This is a genomic window from Ruegeria sp. BE9 (assembly GCF_056538765.1).
Map to the genome: position 1 here is coordinate 254,536 of NZ_JBQFTS010000005.1, position 16,336 is coordinate 270,871.

A 16,336-nucleotide genomic window follows, 5' to 3' on the forward strand; every position below is an offset into this window, starting at 1 on the left:
GTATACAAAATTGGTCTGGTCGAATGCCAGCAATTCTTCTACACACCCGAAGACTCACATAAAGCGGAAACAGCCATGAGCCAGTATTCAGATTATTTGGATGAAATTGAAACGCGCAAAGAGCAGGGTCTTAGCCCAAAACCCATCGATGATGGCGCGCTGGTCAAAGAGATCATCGAGCAAATCAAAGACGCCGGAAATCCGCATCGGGCAGATTCGCTGCATTACCTGATTTACAACACGCTGCCAGGCACAACCAGCGCGGCGGGTGAAAAGGCTAAGTTCCTCAAGTCAGTCATTCTCGGCGAAGTGGTCGTCGAGGAAATCACGCCTGCTTTCGCTTTCGAACTGCTGTCTCATATGAAGGGTGGCCCTTCGATCGAAGTGCTCTTGGACGTTGCTTTGGGTGATGATCAAGACCTCGCTGCGCAAGCAGCAGAAGTGCTCAAGACACAGGTTTTCCTCTACGAAGCTGACACGGACCGCCTGAAGGCCGCTTATGACGCCGGCAATGCTGTCGCCGCAGATATCCTAAAAAGCTACTCGAATGCAGAGTTCTTTACCAAACTTCCGGATCTGGATGAAGAAATCAAAGTCGTGACTTATATCGCCGCTGAGGGTGACATTTCGACAGACCTTCTTTCACCAGGCAACCAAGCGCACTCGCGCTCGGACCGTGAACTACACGGCAAGTGTTTTATCTCTGAAGAGGCGCAAAAAGAGGTTGAGGCACTCAAACTCCAGCATCCTGATAAACGTGTGATGTTGATCGCCGAAAAGGGCACAATGGGTGTTGGCTCTTCGCGGATGTCCGGTGTGAACAACGTAGCGCTTTGGACTGGTAAACAAGCCAGCCCCTATGTGCCTTTTGTCAACATCGCGCCGGTTGTGGCCGGGACAAATGGCATTTCGCCGATCTTCCTGACAACCGTAGGTGTAACTGGTGGTATCGGTGTCGACCTGAAGAACTGGGTTAAGAAAGTTGATGAGGACGGCAAGGCGATCCTCAACAATGATGGTAACCCGATCCTGGAGCAGCGGTACTCGGTTGAAACCGGCACCGTGCTGACCATCAACACGAAAGACAAGAAACTCTACAGCGAAGATGGCAGCGATGAACTGGTGGATCTTGCTGGTTCGTTCACTCCGCAAAGGATGGAGTTCATGAAGGCTGGTGGCTCTTACGCCATCGTCTTTGGCAAAAAGTTGCAGACATTCGCCTGTGAGGCGCTTGGTGTTGAACTGAAGTCTGCTTTCGCACCGTCCAAGGAAATCAGCCACGATGACCAAGGGCTGACCGCCGTTGAAAAGATCTTCAACGCCAATGCGCGCGGCACCACTCCGGGCAAAGTACTGCATGCGGGCTCAGACGTACGCGTCAAGGTGAACATCGTAGGCTCGCAGGACACCACTGGCTTGATGACCAGCCAAGAGCTTGAAGCCATGGCCGCCACTGTTCTGTCGCCCAGCGTAGACGGCGCGTATCAGTCGGGTTGTCACACTGCTTCGGTTTGGGATCTCAAGGCACAGGCCAACACGCCGCGTCTGATGGCGTTCATGCACAAGTTTGGCCTGATTACCGCGCGCGATCCCAAAGGCGTCTACCACTCGATGACAGACGTGATTCACAAGGTGCTCAACGATATTACCGTGGACGACTGGGCCATCATTATCGGTGGGGACAGTCACACACGTATGTCAAAAGGTGTGGCCTTTGGTGCTGACTCTGGGACAGTTGCGCTGGCGCTGGCCACCGGCGAGGCAACAATGCCGATCCCTGAGTCCGTCAAGGTGACCTTCAAGGGTGAGATGGCGCCGCATATGGATTTCCGTGACGTGGTTCATGCGACACAAGCTCAGATGCTGGCGCAGCATGGTGATAACGTTTTCCAAGGGCGGATCATCGAGGTGCATATCGGTACGTTGCTGGCTGACCAAGCCTTCACCTTCACCGACTGGACAGCCGAAATGAAGGCTAAGGCATCGATCTGTATTTCCAACGATGACACGTTGATTGAATCGCTGGAAATCGCCAAGTCGCGCATCCAGATCATGATCGAAAAAGGCATGGATAACGACGTTCAGATGCTGCAAGGCCTGATCGACATTGCCGATAAGCGCATCGCGGAAATCCGTTCAGGCGAAAAGCCAGCCCTGCGTCCTGACGACAATGCGAAGTACTTCGCCGAAGTTGTCGTGGATCTGGACCAAATCGTAGAACCTATGATCGCGGATCCGGATGTGAACAACGCAGACGTTTCCAAGCGCTATACGCACGATACGATCCGCCCGATCTCTTACTACGCGGCCGAGAAGAAGGTCGATCTTGGCTTTGTCGGGTCCTGTATGGTTCACAAGGGTGACATCAAGATCGTGGCTCAGATGCTGCGTAACCTCGAGGCTGAGTACGGGAAAGTCGAATTCAACGCACCGCTTGTTGTCGCTGCCCCGACTTACAACATCATTGATGAGCTGAAAGAAGAGGGTGACTGGGCAATTCTGCAGAAGTACTCGGGGTTCGAGTTCGACGATCTTTTCCCCAAAGAAAAGGCGCGGACAGAGTACGAGAATATCCTGTATCTCGAACGTCCGGGATGTAACCTCTGCATGGGGAACCAGGAAAAAGCGGAAAAAGGTGACACGGTTCTGGCCACATCTACACGCTTGTTCCAGGGCCGCGTGGTGGCAGACAGCGAAACCAAGAAAGGCGAGTCCCTGCTTGGATCGACGCCGGTTGTCGTTCTCTCTGCGATCTTGGGCCGTACGCCCACGTTGGAGGAATACAAGGTGGCCGTTGAGGGTATCGACCTAACCAAGTTCGCGCCGCCAATGGAGACACCGGCAACATCCCGTTCGGTACACTTCTAAGACATTTGAAAGGGCGCGGTTTTTCAACCGCGCCCAATTCACAAATGGGGTAGTTTTTTCGTACAGAACCCCAACTTTGGCAGCAGCCAATGCGCTTTCTCTCTCTTTGAATTTTGATTTCGTCTGCCCCTAAATAGTCGAGGGTATTATGCACCCTAGAGATCCTTCAATAGAGATTGCTTATCGTGAAATCAGAAATTAGATACATATCGCTTATCAAAAATCTATCGCGACGATTGACAGAAACTCGATCGCAGCGCATCAAAGCTCAAGCATAGCCACTTGGACTTGCCTCGAATTTCGAGCCCTAAAACAAGAAGCTGAGCAACTTAACACCGTCATATCGGGTCCATTTCACGCTTTGGGCATGGCAAAAGCCGTGCCCGAAGGTTGGGCATGTGGTCGAACAGGTTTGGAATGTCAAAAAAAGATCCTATCCGCGAAAGCTCAAAGGCTGCAGGAGGTTGGGGTGCGTTGAAAAGCGTGGGCCGCCAACTGATGGGCAGCGGCAAACCATTATCAGGTGCGCGCACCATGCTCAGCGCCAACCAACCGGACGGCTTTGATTGTCCGGGTTGCGCGTGGGGTGACCCGGAGCATGGATCATCATTCGAGTTTTGTGAAAATGGTGTCAAAGCCGTTGCTTGGGAGGCCACAAAAGCCCGTGTGACACCCGCTTTTTTTGCCAAACATACGGTCTCGGAACTGCGGGAATGGACGGACTACGAACTGGAGCATCAAGGCCGCCTGACTCATCCGATGAGGTTCAATTCTGAAACCGAAAAATATGAGCAAGTCGAATGGGAAGCTGCGTTTGCTGAAATCGGCAATGCCCTGAACGCATTGGACAACCCAAACCAAGCTGAATTTTACACCTCTGGCCGCGCTAGCAATGAGGCTGCATTTCTGTACCAAACTTTTGTTCGCCTTTTCGGGACCAACAATTTCCCCGACTGCTCGAACATGTGTCACGAAGCTAGCGGAGTTGCCCTGACCGAGGCGATTGGTATCGGTAAAGGAACAGTACAGCTTGAGGACTTCGAGAAAGCGGATGCTATCTTTGTGGTCGGCCAAAACCCAGGCACCAACCACCCACGTATGCTGGCTGACTTGCGCAAAGCAACCCAACGTGGAGCTCGGGTCGTTGTCTTCAATACGCTCAAGGAAAAAGGGTTGCACCGTTTTGCCGACCCGCAAAACAAGCTTGAAATGATCCGGGGAGGATCGGAAGCAACTTCAACCGACTATTATCGCCCCCGATTGGGCGGGGATATGGCGGTCTTTCGCGGCATGGCTAAAGTCGTGATTTCTGCAGATCAAACTGCGCGGGCTGAAGGGCGCCCTCCAGTTTTGGATGATGCTTTTATCGCCGAACACGCACACGGCTTTGAAGCGTATCGCGCTGTTGTCGAACAAACCAGCTGGGATGAAGTCGAAGAACAGTCGGGCTTGTCTCGCACCGAAATTCGCGAAGCTGCTGAGATCTATATGGCAGCCGAGAACGTAATAACCACTTGGGCAATGGGGGTTACTCAACACAAACACTCGGTTCAAACGATCCGCGAGATCGCCAACTTTATGTTCCTGAGGGGCAATATCGGGCGTCCCGGAGCAGGTCTTTGCCCGGTGCGTGGCCATTCAAACGTGCAGGGCGACCGAACGGTTGGGATCAACGAGAAAGCGCCGGCACCGCTATTGGATGCAATGGAGCGTGTCATGGGTGTCCCGATGCCTCGCGAACCGGGTCATAACGTGTTGCACGCGATAGGCGCGATGTTGAACGGCCAGGCCAAAGCATTCATCGCTCTGGGCGGAAATTTTGCACGGGCAACGCCAGACAGCCAATTGATTGCAAAGGCGATGGGTAATCTCGACTTGACGGTCAACATTGCGACCAAGTTGAACCATGGACATCTTCTGCCGGGAAAGCTGTCCTTCATTTTGCCTTGTCTCGGACGCACTGAGATAGACAAAAACTCCGCCGGAGTGCGCCAGATTGTGACGGTCGAGGACTCAATGTCGATGGTTCACGGATCAGGCGGCATCAACTTACCCGCCTCCAAGGAACTGAAGTCTGAGGTCCGTATCGTTTCAGGAATAGCTAAAGCCACCGTGGGCAGCGGGGTTTTGGATTGGGACACTTTGGGCGATGACAACGACAAAATCCGGGATCTGATCGAAATGGTCCTCCCGGCGTTTGCCAACTATAATCAGGCGGTGAGAAAACCGCGTGGGTTTCATTTGTATAACAGCGCCGCAGTTCGGGAATGGAACACTCCCTCGGGGCTCGCTAATTTCTCAGATTCCGCATTGCCTGAGCAAACCGAATGGCAAAAATCTCAGAGCAAAGATCAGGTCTTTGTACTGCAGACATTTCGATCCCACGACCAGTACAACACAACTGTTTATGGCTTGGATGACCGATATCGTGGAGTTTATGGCGAACGTAAAATCGTCTTTATGCATCCAAAGGATATCGCGCTGATCGACGCAAAATCCGGAGATCGGATGGACGTAATCGGATGCCACGAAGACGGCATTGAACGCATCGCTGAAGGATTCAGGTTGGTAGCCTATGACATTCCCCGCGGTTGTGTGGCGGGCTATTACCCAGAACTGAACGTGCTGGTTCCCCATAATGCCTTTGGCGACCAGAGTTTCACTCCGGCTTCCAAATCGGTGTTAGTTAAGTTCCGCGCGAATAAAGGGCAAGGCGATGGGTGAAGAACTGTTGCACATCATATCGGATCTGCTGCAGCAAAACCCGGATCACTTGACGCCGATGTCGGCCGGAGTGCTTGCGGCTGCCTATTCTGGTCTTGCCAATGATAGCCGTAGCCTTGCCAGCAAACTGGGTTTGGCACATGCGCTTGTTCTGCGGGAGTGCGTGGCCCTATCAGAAGAGCAAAACTTAATTGCCCTGCAGGACAATTCGGATCGCTCACAACGCCTGTTTTTCTCATTGACGCAGCGTGGACATGAGCTGGTGGCGGAAACGGATTCGCGATGAATGCGTCCTTTCGGAACAGCGAGGTCGCCCAGCATGAAGCGTCAATCGTTAAGTCCGCCATCAGCTTGCCGCATCATCAGCGTAAGTCTGTTGTGCTTGCGCAGGAAACACCAGTGGCGCTGGTTTTCAACGGTACGACTGCTGCGGTGATGATGGGGTCACCGTCAGACATCCATGATCTTGCGTTGGGGTTCGCTTTGAGTGAAGGGTTCATTCACTCTCCTGACGAAATCGCCGAGTTCGAACAAGTTGCTCATCAAAAGGGGATAGAGGCGCGGTTTTGGCTGACCACTCAGGCTGCCGAGCGGAGCACCGCGCGTCGTAGGGCAATGATGGGGCCGGTGGGTTGCGGGTTGTGTGGGGTTGATAGCCTCGAACAAGCCGCGCGCCCTGCCGCTAATGTTGCGAATTCGACCTTGCAAATCAGCAAAGATGAGGTGACGGCCGCAACCGTATTATTGCGGGATCATCAAATGCTGCACGATCGTACTCGGGCAGCGCATGCGGCTGGATTTCTACGACCTGGGCGTGGGATTGTAACGGCAAGAGAGGATATTGGCCGCCACAATGCGCTGGATAAACTGCTTGGCGCACTGATCCAAAGTAGCGTGGACCCCTCTAGTGGTGCAGTGGTGATGACCTCACGTGTTTCTGTGGAACTGGTGCAGAAAACCACAATGCTCGGTTGTCCAATGCTGATCGCAGTTTCAGCCCCAACTGCATACGCCGTTGAACTGGCTGATCAAGCTGGCCTGACACTTGTTGCCAATGCCAAAGGCGACAAGTGTGACGTGTTTGCGCACCCGAGACGAATATACTGATCGCAACTGCCGGTTGTCCTTTCCGAAGCAAGCTGCTTTGGCCATAGTCCCCATGGAAATCATTGTTTTGGAAAAGCAAATGCAGGTATTGGTGACTGCGTCCGCTATGGCTGGCGGTACCCCTGAACTAGACGAATTGTTGCTTCGGCAAATCTTTTTTCACGGAGAGAACCTGATCACTCGGCGAGGTGTGCCAGAGAATTGTGTTCCTGAATTTGTATTGGCGTGCTCTGGCTTTGATTATTATGTCGGGCAAGTCCTGAACGGAGGACACAGTCAATTCGTGGGAAATGCAGGCTCGCAAGCAAAGAAGGTGTTGGCCAATATGGTCTACCTTTTTGATCTGGCTGGGCTTGTAGAGTACGCCGCACTTGCCCGAATAGCAAAAACCTGGGTTTCCGAAAACCCAGAGGAAGCATCAAACCAAACAGGTTTCTCCGGCGGGATTGCCGAGGAGTTGGAGGCACTGGATGTTCCGTTTTATACGCTTCACAAAAATCAACCTCCGCTTGGCCCTATTGCAGATGCGTTGCGTGCCCGGCCCGAGCTTCTTTCCGTGGAAAGTACGGACAACGAGGTTCCAACCAAGCAGCGCACCACCTTAGCGAATGAGTGGATTAGCCAAACGCCGGCTGTCCGCCATCATATCGCCCGCAAAGTAGCGCAACAGGTGCGCGAGTGGTTTTCCGACCCGATGAATGTTGGGCTCGCGCTTGCTGCGGGATGGGAAAACGCCCCAATCCAGGTCGCTGAAACAATTGGCGTAAGCCGTGCGTCACCTACCGAGGCTAAGGGAACGGCCATTTTCATAAAGGAATACCTCGACGAGTTTAAAAAGGGTGCGTTCAAATTTGAGCTCTCGGAAACAGGTCTCCTGGTCGAACCTTTTACAGACGTAGAGAATTTTAGATCCGTTCACGTTCCAATAGAGAACATTCGCCGCGTTCAGGAACTAGCTGAGGAGTTCCGCCTTCCGGAGTCGGTCGGTCTGCGCTGGTGGCAGATGGGTGTACCCTTTTCAGCAAATAGAATTGGTCTTTATGAACACCCAAAGTGGGAGCCTGGGAAGTTCTGGTTGCGGTGGATGGGCCGGGATTGGGGTGTTAAAGGCAGTCCCGAAAAATCGACCTTTGTCGACCTACGAACTTTTGAACCGGAAAGCCTGTCGCAAGCAGAATTGCAGCGTATGGCGGCCGAAGCGGGAATAGCTTCAGCAAAGCAAGCTACAAGCTGATGTCGACATCCTTATCTGCATAGCCGAAGTAATGTTTTAGTTTGAAAGACTGCCGGGTCGAAGGGCTCAGTTTGGGCGAATTCAGAAAGGCATCTGGTTTGCCTTGAAAAACGAGGCGTTTGTGGGATTAAAGAACAATGATCCTTTCATCCTCACGACTTGATCGGGCAGACCTGCTGCCGGTTGGCGATTATGCCAAAGGGCCTGAGCTTCTTAGAGCCGGGGCAAAGCTGGCGGTGGATTGGCCTGTTGGATCCAGTGCCTTTCAGCAGGAAACCTCATTTGAAAATGAGATTGCGTACAAACGTGAGGTTCAAAAGTCCGGACGGGTTATGCAGCATGCCCATCTTGGCTTTCGACAACTTTCCCATACCGTAGATGCGCTACGGCGCGTGTATGGAACTTGTTTGGACCGAGGGGCGCGGATCGACAGGTTTGGTGTGTGTCTGGATTGGTCGATGGGCTATCCGCGCCATATGCGCGCGGAAAAACCGCGGGGCACTGGTGTCCTTCTTCCAGACGCTGAAGCTTTTTCAAATCTGACACTGGCAACTCCTGCTGCAATGCACTTTGGGGACTTTATGCTTGGGTTTCCCGCTGCACTGGAGAACACCTGTGCGGCGCTGGCGGCTGGGGCAACTACAATCGGAAACCTTGGGCAGTACTTCACTTTTCGTTTGCCGAGTTACGACGACGATGTTGAGGCAACCCAAAGTACGGTCAAAGCCCTGGGCCTTATCGCAGCGCAAAGAGTTCCCGTTCTTGTGCATTCCAATCTCGACGACGGTTATGCCGCTGTGTTCGAGGACTTATCTTGCGCCTTGGGTCAGGCGATACTGGAAAAGCATATTGTCACCAATCTGATTGGGGCGCCTTATGCAGTTTGTTACGGTCACCACTTCACCGAGCCCAAGGCCCGAATTGCCTTTCAGCGGGCCTTGGCAGACATCAGTGATGGGGTGCCAGGCTCGCAGATTTACGGTGCAACCGTCCTGTACAAGGGTAACCACGCTGAAAATTACGCTGGGCTGTCATCATATTTACTAGCGGATATCGTTGGCCAAAAGCTTTTGCCGACCGGGCATGCGTTGAACCCTGTGCCGGTGACGGAAAACGAGCGCATCCCTGATGTATCCGAAATTTGCGACGCACAGTGTTACTTGCACCGCCTGACTGAATTGGCCGAAGGGTATGTGCCGCTTTTTGATACAGGCGAGATCGACAAGATTCGCAAGACATTGGTTCGGGAAGGGCAGGGGTTTGCAGATCGGGTTTTGCATGGTCTTGCTGAAACGGGAATCGACACTGAAGATCCCTTTGAACTGCTGCTATCACTACGTCGAATTGGTGGGCGCGCGCTTGAGCGAATGTACGGCGGCGGCACCCCGCGCGCGGATATGCCCGGACGGCGTTACCCGATAGTCGCAGGAACGACGTTGAGTGAATTGGAAGAAAGCGCCGCTGTTTTTTTGGCCTCGCCGGCTGGGCAGGAGCTAGCCGAAGTGGCGCAACAGCCTTGCCGCATTCTTACAGCAACAACAGATGTTCATGAGCACGGTAAAATGCTGTTGGACACTGTTTTCAGCCAAGTGGGTTTTGAGGTCCAAGATGGGGGTGTTTCAAGCGACCCTCACACGGTAGTTGAACTGGCAAAAGCCAGCGGCGCGGATGTAATCGCAATCAGCACCTACAACGGGGTTGCTTTGAGCTATGCCAGAGAATTGAAGAAACATCTGGCTTTGGTTGACCTTGACCTGCCCGTTCTTGTGGGAGGCCGCTTGAATGAAATCCCAGAACGCAGCAACAACAGCTTGCCCCTGGATGTGACAAGTCAACTCGAAGAGATGGGATTTCTTGTTTGTTTGGGTCTCGAGGATGCCAGTCAGAACCTAAAACGTCTGGTTGGTTCTGCCGTTCCACTTGCTTAACGAAAAAAGTGACCCCGCGCGATGGCGGGGCCAGCCCTTTGTTAGCTAGCTTTTTCAGCGGCGTCGCGTTTGTTGAGCAAATTGAGCGCTACAAACGTTACTAATGCGCCGGAAAGAAGATAAAGGCCTGCTGCCCAGAGTCCAAAAGCTGCGGTCAGGCCAACGCCGACCAAAGGTGCGAAAGCGGCACCGATGATCCACGAGAGGTTCGTCGCCATTGCAGATCCAGAGTAACGGTACTTTTTTGGGAACCGTTTCGGCACAATCGCACCGGCCTGCCCATACGCGAAACCAAGGACAACAAACCCGAACAGGATATAGATGTAAGGGTAATGGGCCAGCGTTCCGATCATCAGGCTAAGCAAGACTATCATAATGGTGCTTAGTAGAATAACGGTCCGACGGTCATAGCGATCCGCCAGAAATCCCGAAGCAATGACTGACAGAATTGCCAGTGCTCCACCGATTAGTTGAACGGTCAGAACCTCCGTGATCTCGAACCGCTCATAAATCATAGCAAAAGCCAAAGGAAAGACCGTAACCATGTGGAACAGAGCATAGCTAGCCAAAGGCAAGCAAGCAGACAGGAAGATTGTCCGGCCTTGCTCCCGAACCAGCTCGGGAAGAGGCGCGGATTGCATCACTTCGGGCTCAACACCCAAGTCGGAGTTCAACAACCGCACTCGTGCGTATAGCGACACTACGTTAACGGCCATGACGGCAAAGAAGGCAAAGCGCCAGCCCCATTTGAGGAATTCTTCTTCTGTCAGGAAGCCGTTCAGGACAAAAAAGATCGATGCTGCCACCACAAAACCGATGGGCCCACCCAGTTGCGGTACCATTGCATAGAGGCCCTTACGATTGTCAGGCGCGGCATTTTGCAGCTGCAGCGTAAGCCCATCCCAAGCACCCCCTAGGCCCAAGCCTTGTAATATGCGCAAAACGGCAAGTAGCACGGGCGCAAACCATCCGATCTTTTCGTATCCCGGCAATAATCCAATGGCGACAGTTGATGTTCCCAGCAGGAAAAGGGCCAGCGTTACCTTACCAACTCTGCCGATTTTGTATTGCAGAGTCCGTCCGGCTAAGCTCGCCACGGGACGTGCTAGGAACGCAAGAGAGAAGATTGCAAAGGAAGCCAAAGTTCCGGCCAGCGGGTCCAGCATTGGGAAGAACAGGCGTGGGAAAACAAGGGCTGAGGCGATGGCGTAAACAAAAAACCCAAAGAAATCAGTCACCCGCGCCATAACAACAGTGGTTATGACCTCATCGATCGTCGCTGTGTATGGTTGTGTGCTGTCAGCGGAAGACATGCTATACTCCTGTCTGGGCCCAGTGTTGCCGAAGCGTGTCGCCAAAGGTAAATTTCTGGGTCATCTTTTGTCGCATTGCAGCACGGCTGGAATACATGCACAAGGGCATTCGCAAGCAGAGGTACATCAAATGTCTCGCCAGCTTAGCTACTCCTCAATTCAAGTCCGATCCAAGAGACGCATAAAAATGAAGCGCGCTATTCTCGCGGCACTAATGGTGCCGCTAATCGTCCTGTCGGGGTGCGACATGGTCGTTCTGAACCCATCTGGCGATGTCGCGGCCCAACAAGCCGACCTTATTCTGTATTCTACAGTATTGATGTTGATCATCATCCTGCCGGTAATGGCACTAACCGTGTTTTTTGCTTGGAAGTATCGCGAATCCAATAAGCAAGCGACCTATGAGCCTGATTGGGATCACTCGACCAGTCTGGAAATCATTATCTGGTCGGTACCTCTGGCAATCATCATCTGTCTGGCAGGTTTGACTTATGTTGCGACGCACCGTCTGGATCCGTTTCAACCACTGACGCGTTTGTCGGACGGGCAAGAGATCGACCCCAACGTTGAGCCGATGGTGATTCAGGTTTCGGCTATGGATTGGAAATGGTTGTTCATCTACCCCGAAGAAGGCATCGCGACCGTAAACGAGGTTGCCGCCGTCGTGGATCGGCCAATCAAGTTCGAAATCACATCGACCACAGTTATGAACTCGTTCTTCGTGCCTGCCTTGGCCGGACAGATTTACGCGATGTCCGGTATGCAGACAGAACTGAATGCAGTGATCAACGAACCGGGTGTCTATGACGGGTTCTCGGCGAATTACAGTGGCGAGGGCTTCTCGCAGATGCGGTTTAAGTTCCATGGTAAAGATCAGGCTGATTTTGACGCTTGGGTTGAACAGGTCCGCGCAGAAGGTTCCGCGTTGGATCGAGATACCATTGCGCAGCTCAACCAGCCGAGCATTTCTCATCCAGTGACCTATTATAACTCTGTAGAGGAAGGACTCTGGGACAAGGTCGTGAACCTGTGCATCGAGGATGACTCTTTGTGTTTGAATGACATGATGATGGTCGACGCATTGGGTGGTGGCGGTCTTGAGGGTCTGTTCAACCGCGAGATGTTCCGCGGCATCTGCTCGGCTGACGATCCGGGCGCGTTGATGGCGATGATCCGCCCCGAGATGCGCATCCGCGAAGACGAAATCATTACTGCGATGACGCTGGTGCCGCCAGCGGCTGCGAACTGAAACGAAAAAGAAACGGAAAGATAACGCAATGTCGCTATCTCACGGAGCCGCAGACGGCGTCGCCCACGCATCAGGTGTCGACCCTTTTTGGGGCAAACTCTCTTGGGACGTGTTCCCCTTTTACGAGCCGATCGTGCTTTTCACCTTCATTGGTGTGGTCCTTGGTGGCCTCGCGGTGTTCGGCGCGCTGACATATTTCCGCCTTTGGGGCTATCTCTGGAAAGAATGGTTCACCAGCATCGACCACAAGAAGATCGGGATCATGTACATGATACTGGGTCTGGTGATGCTGCTACGGGGCTTTGCCGACGCGCTACTGATGCGCGGCCATCAGGCCATCGCAGCCAGTGGGGGCGAAGGATATCTGAACGCTCACCACTATGACCAGATCTTCACCGCGCATGGCGTAATCATGATCTTCTTTGTCGCGATGCCGTTCGTTACTGGCTTTATGAACTATGTCATGCCGCTGCAGATCGGCGCGCGCGATGTGGCATTTCCGTTTTTGAACAACCTTAGCTTCTGGCTGACCGTTTCAGGTGCGATTCTGATCATGGTCTCGCTGTTTGTCGGAGAGTTCTCAACCGCCGGCTGGCTGGCCTATGCTCCGTTCTCTGGGCTTGATTACAGTCCGAGCGTGGGGATGGACTATTATCTCTGGTCACTCAACATCGCTGGGATTGGCACGACCCTATCGGGCATCAACCTGGTCGTAACAATCGTAAAGATGCGTGCGCCGGGGATGACCCTGATGAAGATGCCGGTCTTTGTCTGGACCACGCTTTGTACCAACATCCTGATCGTGGCGACCTTCCCGGTATTGGCCGCCACGCTCGCTCTGCTGACAGCTGACCGTTACTTGGGCACCCATTTCTTCACCAATGACATGGGCGGCAATCCGATGATGTATGTGAACCTCATTTGGATTTGGGGCCACCCAGAGGTCTACATTCTGATCTTGCCGATCTTTGGTATTTTCTCGGAAATCGTGCCGACCTTCACCGGCAAACGCCTGTTTGGCTACACCTCAATGGTTTACGCGACCTGCGTGATCATGGTGCTCAGCTACATCGTTTGGCTGCACCACTTCTTCACGATGGGGGCAGGGGCCAATGTGAACGCCTTCTTTGGTATCACCACAATGATCATCTCGATCCCAACTGGGGCCAAGATCTTCAACTGGCTGTTTACCATGTACAAAGGCCGTATCCGGTTCGAAACCCCGATGTTGTGGGTAATGGGCTTTATGTTGACCTTCGTCATTGGTGGCATGACCGGTGTGCTTCTGGCGGTGCCACCTGCGGATTATGTTCTACACAACTCTCTGTTCCTGATCGCGCATTTCCATAACGTGATCATCGGCGGCGTGGTGTTCGGTATCTTCGCGGGCATCATCTACTGGTGGCCCAAAGCCTTCGGTTTCAAGCTTGAGCCGTTCTGGGGCAAGGTCAGCTTCTGGTGCTGGATCATTGGTTTCTATCTAGCCTTCATGCCGCTCTACGTGCTGGGCCTGATGGGCGTCACCCGCCGCCTCAGCCAGTTCGAAGACACGTTCTATTCGGTCTACTTCATAGTTGCCCTTGTCGGCGCGTTGTTTGTGGCCGCCGGGATCGGCGCGTTCATCTTGCAGATCATCGTATCGATCATGCGTCGGGATGAACTTCGCGACACCACTGGCGACCCATGGGATGGCCGGACACTTGAATGGTCGACATCGTCTCCGCCGCCTTACTACAACTTCGCATTCTCGCCGCGGGTGTATGATTTGGATGCCTTCACCCAGATGAAGCGCGAAGGGTTCACGCGTCCAACCGAAGGGTTCGTTCCGATCCATATGCCGCGTTACACGGCAACCGGGATCGTGATGGCTGGGTTCCTGACCGTGATGGGCTTTGCGTTGGTCTGGCATGTCTGGTGGCTTGCTGCACTCAGCTTTGCGGCGACGCTGCTCTATGGCATCGCTCACACCTTCAACTACGACCGCGACTATTACGTCCCTGCGGATGAAGTGCGCGAGATCGAAAACCAGCGGACACAACAGCTGGCAGGGGCTGCGGAATAATGAGCAATACGACAAGCGAAACGCCAAAAGAGTTCTTCGTGATCGAAGACCCCCATCACGGGGACGATCACGGAGAGCATCACCACGAAACTGGAACCATGCTTGGGTTCTGGATCTACTTGATGAGCGATTGCCTGATCTTTGGTATCCTCTTCGCCACCTATGCAGTGTTGGGTCAGAATTATGCAGCCGGTCCGGCACCCGTAGACCTGTTTGAAATCGAGATGATCTTGGTGGCAACTTTCATGTTGCTATTTTCATCAATCACTTACGGGTTCGCTGTCCTGCGGATGGACATGAACGACCTGCGCGGCACGGTTCTATGGCTTATTGTCACCGGTCTGTTCGGTGCTGCGTTCCTCTATCTGGAATTTGAAGAATTCAGCCACCTGATCCATATCGGAGCAGGTCCAGGGGCAAGCGCTTTCTTGTCCTCCTTCTTCATCCTCGTCGGCACGCACGGGATGCACGTTCTGGGTGGTAGCATCTGGTTGATCGTCTTGTTAATCCAACTGGGTCAGCACGGCCTGACGCATGAAAACAAGCGTAGGGTCATGTGCCTGTCGCTGTTCTGGCACTTCCTCGATCTGATCTGGATCGGTGTCTTCTCTTTGGTCTACCTGACAGGGGTTCTGCTATGAGCGATCACGCACAAGGGGGCCACGGCACCTTCAAGTCCTACATGATCGGCTTTCTTTTGTCGGTTGTCCTGACGTTGATCCCCTTCTGGGTAGTGTTGGGCGATGTCACAGACAGCACCGGCTGGGCCGTGGCGATTATCTTTACGCTCGGTGCCGCGCAGATGATGGTGCACATCCACTACTTTCTGCATGTCACAATCAAAGCAGAACAGGGCTGGCAAGCCATGTCATTGGGTTTGACCGTTCTTTTGCTGGTGATTGTGATGGCCGGCTCCATCTGGGTGATGGTGAACCTGGATGAGAACATGATGCCAGCACATGAGCAGATCGAGCGGGTCCGAAACCTCCCATGAACAACACCCGCACGGCCCGACGGCCCAAATGGGTCACCGCCCTACTACTGGCGCTGTCGGTTGTGTTGATCATTGTGTTTGTTCTGCTGGGTAACTGGCAGATGCGGCGATTGGCTTGGAAACAAGATCTGATTGCTGCTGTTGAAACGAGGGCCTTCGGCGATCCAATTGGATTGCCTGAGGTTTTCGACCCAGATCAACATGCTTATTTGCGCGTGTTGGCCGACGGTATTTTTCTGGACGTCCCAGCGGTATTGGTGAAGGCCGTCACAGAGATTGGTCCGGGGTATTGGGTTATGTCGCCAATGAAGACCACAAGTGGCATTCTGTGGGTGAATCGTGGCTTTGTGCCACCTGATGCGAAAGACCCTGCGGATTGGGTCGCGCCAACAACTCCGGTCACCGGCTTATTGCGTCCGACGGTCGAAGGCGGGACTCTTCTTGAACGAAACGATCCAACGATAAAACGCTGGGTCTCTCGCGATACAAATGCGATGTCGTCGAGCAATGGGCTGGCCGACACGCTACCCTACTTTTTAGATGCCGATCATTATGGCGAGCCCGGAGCTTGGCCACGCGGCGGCCTAACGATCATTCATTTCAACAATTCGCATCTTTCGTATGCTTTGACGTGGTATTGCATGGCAGTTCTGTTCGTAGCTGCTCTGATTTATGTCATGCGTTCTGGTCGTACCGCCGGACAATAATCGGTTATCCAGAAGAAACAAAATCTGCGCCTTGTAAATCCTGAGTAATTTTGTCATGTACATGCTGGCTCAGTCAGATACCTTGGAATCACGCCCGGCCTCACTCTGTTCCATCTAAGGTTAGACGTCATGTCTTTACCCATGATTCCT

The 16,336-nt window shown here is 53.2% G+C and carries 12 protein-coding genes; 11 read left to right on the forward strand and 1 reads right to left on the reverse strand.

The window, feature by feature from the left end; genetic code table 11:
• Positions 1–75 precede the first annotated feature (75 nt).
• The 6 genes from ACR0EO_RS15330 to ACR0EO_RS15355 all read left to right on the forward strand — a co-directional run bounded on the left by ACR0EO_RS15330 (position 76) and on the right by ACR0EO_RS15355 (position 9,861).
• Complete coding sequence (locus ACR0EO_RS15330) at positions 76–2,868, forward strand: bifunctional aconitate hydratase 2/2-methylisocitrate dehydratase (protein ID WP_480691369.1); 2,793 nt, start codon at positions 76–78, stop codon at positions 2,866–2,868.
• 417 nt (positions 2,869–3,285) lie between these two features.
• The gene (locus tag ACR0EO_RS15335) at positions 3,286–5,592 is read left to right on the forward strand and encodes an FdhF/YdeP family oxidoreductase (protein WP_480691370.1); all 2,307 of its coding nucleotides are present in this window, start codon (positions 3,286–3,288) and stop codon (positions 5,590–5,592) included.
• Entirely contained in the window at positions 5,585–5,878 is a 294-nt protein-coding gene (locus ACR0EO_RS15340) for a hypothetical protein (RefSeq protein WP_480691371.1), read from the forward strand. The genes ACR0EO_RS15335 and ACR0EO_RS15340 overlap by 8 nt, the downstream gene beginning before the upstream one ends.
• Positions 5,875–6,699, forward strand: coding sequence for a formate dehydrogenase accessory sulfurtransferase FdhD (gene fdhD / locus ACR0EO_RS15345; RefSeq protein ID WP_480691372.1), 825 nt, complete (start codon positions 5,875–5,877; stop codon positions 6,697–6,699). The genes ACR0EO_RS15340 and fdhD overlap by 4 nt, the downstream gene beginning before the upstream one ends.
• Positions 6,700–6,751: 52 nt before the next feature.
• Positions 6,752–7,933 (forward strand): DMP19 family protein, encoded by a 1,182-nt coding sequence (locus ACR0EO_RS15350; protein ID WP_480691373.1) that lies wholly within the window; start codon positions 6,752–6,754, stop codon positions 7,931–7,933.
• Positions 7,934–8,070: 137 nt separating this feature from the next.
• Positions 8,071–9,861, forward strand: a complete 1,791-nt coding sequence (locus tag ACR0EO_RS15355) for a cobalamin-dependent protein (protein ID WP_480691374.1) — start codon at positions 8,071–8,073, stop codon at positions 9,859–9,861.
• Between the two features lie 41 nt (positions 9,862–9,902).
• Here ACR0EO_RS15355 and ACR0EO_RS15360 read toward each other — a convergent pair whose 3' ends face one another.
• A complete protein-coding gene (locus ACR0EO_RS15360; RefSeq protein ID WP_480691375.1) occupies positions 9,903–11,174 on the reverse strand; it encodes an MFS transporter in 1,272 nt (423 codons plus the stop codon).
• A gap of 187 nt (positions 11,175–11,361) precedes the next feature.
• On the opposite strand from ACR0EO_RS15360, the gene cyoA reads away from it, so the two are divergent.
• The 5 genes from cyoA to ACR0EO_RS15385 are packed head-to-tail and all read left to right on the forward strand — an operon-like array spanning position 11,362 to position 16,186.
• Entirely contained in the window at positions 11,362–12,423 is a 1,062-nt protein-coding gene (gene cyoA / locus ACR0EO_RS15365) for a ubiquinol oxidase subunit II (RefSeq protein WP_480691376.1), read from the forward strand.
• Positions 12,424–12,451: 28 nt separating this feature from the next.
• Positions 12,452–14,485: a cytochrome o ubiquinol oxidase subunit I gene (cyoB, locus tag ACR0EO_RS15370; protein ID WP_480691377.1), complete on the forward strand. Its 2,034-nt coding sequence runs from the start codon at positions 12,452–12,454 to the stop codon at positions 14,483–14,485.
• The gene (gene cyoC / locus ACR0EO_RS15375; RefSeq protein ID WP_480691378.1) at positions 14,485–15,126 is read left to right on the forward strand and encodes a cytochrome o ubiquinol oxidase subunit III; all 642 of its coding nucleotides are present in this window, start codon (positions 14,485–14,487) and stop codon (positions 15,124–15,126) included. Before cyoB ends, cyoC begins: the two co-directional genes overlap by 1 nt.
• Entirely contained in the window at positions 15,123–15,479 is a 357-nt protein-coding gene (gene cyoD, locus ACR0EO_RS15380; protein ID WP_480691379.1) for a cytochrome o ubiquinol oxidase subunit IV, read from the forward strand. The genes cyoC and cyoD overlap by 4 nt, the downstream gene beginning before the upstream one ends.
• Positions 15,476–16,186, forward strand: a complete 711-nt coding sequence (locus ACR0EO_RS15385) for an SURF1 family protein (protein ID WP_480691380.1) — start codon at positions 15,476–15,478, stop codon at positions 16,184–16,186. Before cyoD ends, ACR0EO_RS15385 begins: the two co-directional genes overlap by 4 nt.
• Positions 16,187–16,336 lie beyond the last annotated feature (150 nt).

Coding starts and splice junctions, on each gene's coding strand:
- cyoD (WP_480691379.1), top strand. CDS start 15,123: ATGAGCGATCACGCACAAGGGGGCCACGGCACCTTCAAGTCCTACATG.
- ACR0EO_RS15340 (WP_480691371.1), top strand. CDS start 5,585: ATGGGTGAAGAACTGTTGCACATCATATCGGATCTGCTGCAGCAAAAC.
- ACR0EO_RS15360 (WP_480691375.1), bottom strand. CDS start 11,174: ATGTCTTCCGCTGACAGCACACAACCATACACAGCGACGATCGATGAG.
- ACR0EO_RS15385 (WP_480691380.1), top strand. CDS start 15,476: ATGAACAACACCCGCACGGCCCGACGGCCCAAATGGGTCACCGCCCTA.
- cyoC (WP_480691378.1), top strand. CDS start 14,485: ATGAGCAATACGACAAGCGAAACGCCAAAAGAGTTCTTCGTGATCGAA.
- cyoA (WP_480691376.1), top strand. CDS start 11,362: ATGAAGCGCGCTATTCTCGCGGCACTAATGGTGCCGCTAATCGTCCTG.
- ACR0EO_RS15355 (WP_480691374.1), top strand. CDS start 8,071: ATGATCCTTTCATCCTCACGACTTGATCGGGCAGACCTGCTGCCGGTT.
- ACR0EO_RS15350 (WP_480691373.1), top strand. CDS start 6,752: ATGGAAATCATTGTTTTGGAAAAGCAAATGCAGGTATTGGTGACTGCG.
- cyoB (WP_480691377.1), top strand. CDS start 12,452: ATGTCGCTATCTCACGGAGCCGCAGACGGCGTCGCCCACGCATCAGGT.
- ACR0EO_RS15335 (WP_480691370.1), top strand. CDS start 3,286: ATGTCAAAAAAAGATCCTATCCGCGAAAGCTCAAAGGCTGCAGGAGGT.
- fdhD (WP_480691372.1), top strand. CDS start 5,875: ATGAATGCGTCCTTTCGGAACAGCGAGGTCGCCCAGCATGAAGCGTCA.
- ACR0EO_RS15330 (WP_480691369.1), top strand. CDS start 76: ATGAGCCAGTATTCAGATTATTTGGATGAAATTGAAACGCGCAAAGAG.